Genomic DNA, 2,521 nt, shown 5'->3' with positions numbered 1-2,521 from the left:
GCAGAATTCGCTAGAATCAGCCTATGCCGCAGCACTCCCCGATCACAGTCTCGATCACTCGCACAGTCCTGCCCGAGCATCATCGGCGCTTCAATGCCTGGGTGCAGGCGGGACAGGAACTGGCACGCGAAAGACCCGGGTACCTGGGGTCCGGATGGGTGAGGACATCGCCCGAGTCGGACGAGTGGCATGTGCTCTACCGGTTCGCCGACGAGAAGTCGCTGCGGGCCTGGGATGAGTCCGAGGACCGGCGGTGGTGGATCGACAGCGCGGCCGAACTCGTCGAGACCACCCGTGTCGAGCATCGGACCGGGATCGAGGGCTGGTTCAAACCTCGCGGAGAGGAGACTCTGACGATCCCTGAGACGGTTGTTCCCCCTCGGTGGAAGCAGGCGGTGAGCATCTTCCTCCCGTTCTTCCCGCTGAGCCTGCTCTCGACCTTCCTCCTTCTTCCTCATCTGGAGAGTTGGCCGACCGCCCTCGCAGTCCTGCTCAATATCTGCATTCTCACGCCGTTGATGACATACATATTCCTGCCGGTGAGCACCCGGCTGCTCCGCCCCTGGCTGCAGAAACCCCGACGCTGACTGCCAGACCGCCCCGAAAACCGCACGGGGAGCCGACTATCGGGTGCGTGCGTGCGGTTCTCGGAGCAGAGACCGGTTCTCGACGTCTCAGGCAGAAGGTTCAGAACAGACCGGTGATGTTCCCGTCCTCGGTGACGTCGATCGTCAGTGCGGAGGGTTCCTTCGGAAGGCCCGGCATGGTCATGATGTCTCCGGCGATGACGACGACGAAGCCGGCGCCGGCCGAGAGCCGCACGTCCTTGACCTCGATGATGTGGTCCTTGGGCGCCCCACGCAGGCTCGCATCCGTGCTCAGGGAGTACTGGGTCTTGGCAATGCAGATCGGGGCATCACCGTAGCCTTCGTCCGTGAACTGCTTGAGCTTGCGCGTGACCTTGGCCGGCAGGTCGACGTCGGCAGCACCGTAGATTCGCTGCGCGATCGTACGAATCTTCTCCTCCAGAGGCCGGTCAAGTTCGTAGCTGTACTGCGCCCGCGGCGATTCCTCAGACGACGCTCCCGCCGCAGGAGCCTCAGCGTCGCCGGATGCAACGCCTCCGACGAAGACCGAACCGTCGTCGACGGCCGCCCCTGCGTTCCCGACACCACCGGCAGCCTCAACGACCGCCTCGGCCAGCGCCAGCGCACCCTTGCCGCCATCGGCCCAGTGCGTCGACTCGACCGCCGAAATCCCCTGACCGCGCAGGTGCTCGATCGCCGCGGTCATCTCCTCGTCAGTATCGGTGGGGAACCTGTTGAAGCACACGACCGGGGTCAGTCCGTAGATGTCGAGGAGGTTGCCGCAGTGGTGCTCGAGGTTGCTCATTCCGTCGATGACAGCATCGATGTTCGGCGTCTGCACGTCGGCGACCTCGATGCCGCCGTGGTACTTCAATGCCCGCAGGGTTGCCACGACGACCACGGCCGAGGGCCAGATACCTGCGGTGCGGCACTTGATGTCGAGGAACTTCTCGGCTCCCAGGTCGGCGCCGAAGCCTGCCTCGGTCACCGTCCAATCCCCCAGGGACAGCGCCGCCTTCGTTGCGAGCAGGCTGTTGCATCCGTGGGCGATGTTGGCGAAGGGACCGCCATGGATGAACGCCGGCGAATGCTCGAGGCTCTGGACCAGGTTCGGTGCCAGGGCGCTTCGCAGCAGCGCAGTCATCGCCCCGGCCGCGCCGATGTCACTGACCGTGATCGGTTCGCGACTCCGGTTGTGGGCGAGGACGATTCGCCCCAGCCGCTGCTTGAGGTCGATCAAGGAGGTGGACAGGCAGAAGACCGCCATGACTTCGCTGGCGACGACGATGTCGAAGGCGTCCTCTCGCGGCACTCCCCCGTTGAGTCCGCCGAGGCCGATGACGACGCCGCGCAGCGCACGATCGTTGAGGTCGACGACGCGCCGGATATGGATGCGGCGCGAGTCGACGTCGAGTTCGTTGCCGTGGTGGATGTGGTTGTCGAGCATCGTGGCGGCGAGGTTGTTCGCTGCGGCGATGGCTGCGAAATCGCCGGTGAAGTGGAGGTTGATGTCCTCCATCGGCACGACCTGGGCGTATCCCCCGCCGGCTGCTCCGCCCTTCATGCCGAAGACCGGGCCCATGCTGGGTTCGCGCAGAGCCAGCACCGCTTTGCCCACCTCCGGCTTCGACCGTGCGAGTTCGTTGAGCCCGTCGGCCAGCCCGATGCTCGTCGTGGTCTTGCCCTCGCCCGCCGGTGTCGGGCTCATGGCGGTGACGAGGATGAGGTGACCGTCGGTTGTGGTCTCGGCCGCCTTGTCGAGAACGTCGATGGGGACCTTGGCTTTCGTCCATCCGTAAGGCACTATGTCGTGTGATTCCAGGCCCAGGTCGGCGGCGATATCGATGATCGAGTCGAGCTCGGCGTTGAGCGCAATATCCATATCTGTGGTCATAAGGCCATCATGCCGCTTATGGTCCGTTTTGTGACCACCC

2 protein-coding genes are annotated in these 2,521 nt (G+C 64.7%); one reads left to right on the top strand and one right to left on the bottom strand.

The window, feature by feature from the left end:
• Positions 1 to 23: 23 nt before the first annotated feature.
• Complete coding sequence (locus L0G76_RS15685) at positions 24 to 587, top strand: antibiotic biosynthesis monooxygenase (protein WP_304358065.1); 564 nt, start codon at positions 24 to 26, stop codon at positions 585 to 587.
• 100 nt (positions 588 to 687) lie between these two features.
• Here the strand turns inward: L0G76_RS15685 and L0G76_RS15680 are convergent, their stop codons facing one another.
• Positions 688 to 2,481: a formate--tetrahydrofolate ligase gene (locus L0G76_RS15680; protein WP_304358064.1), complete on the bottom strand. Its 1,794-nt coding sequence runs from the start codon at positions 2,479 to 2,481 to the stop codon at positions 688 to 690.
• Positions 2,482 to 2,521: the final 40 nt, after the last annotated feature.

This window comes from Brevibacterium picturae, from assembly GCF_030453725.1.
GTDB lineage: Bacteria > Actinomycetota > Actinomycetes > Actinomycetales > Brevibacteriaceae > Brevibacterium > Brevibacterium sandarakinum_A.
This window is presented reverse-complemented; position numbering and strand designations above follow the sequence as displayed.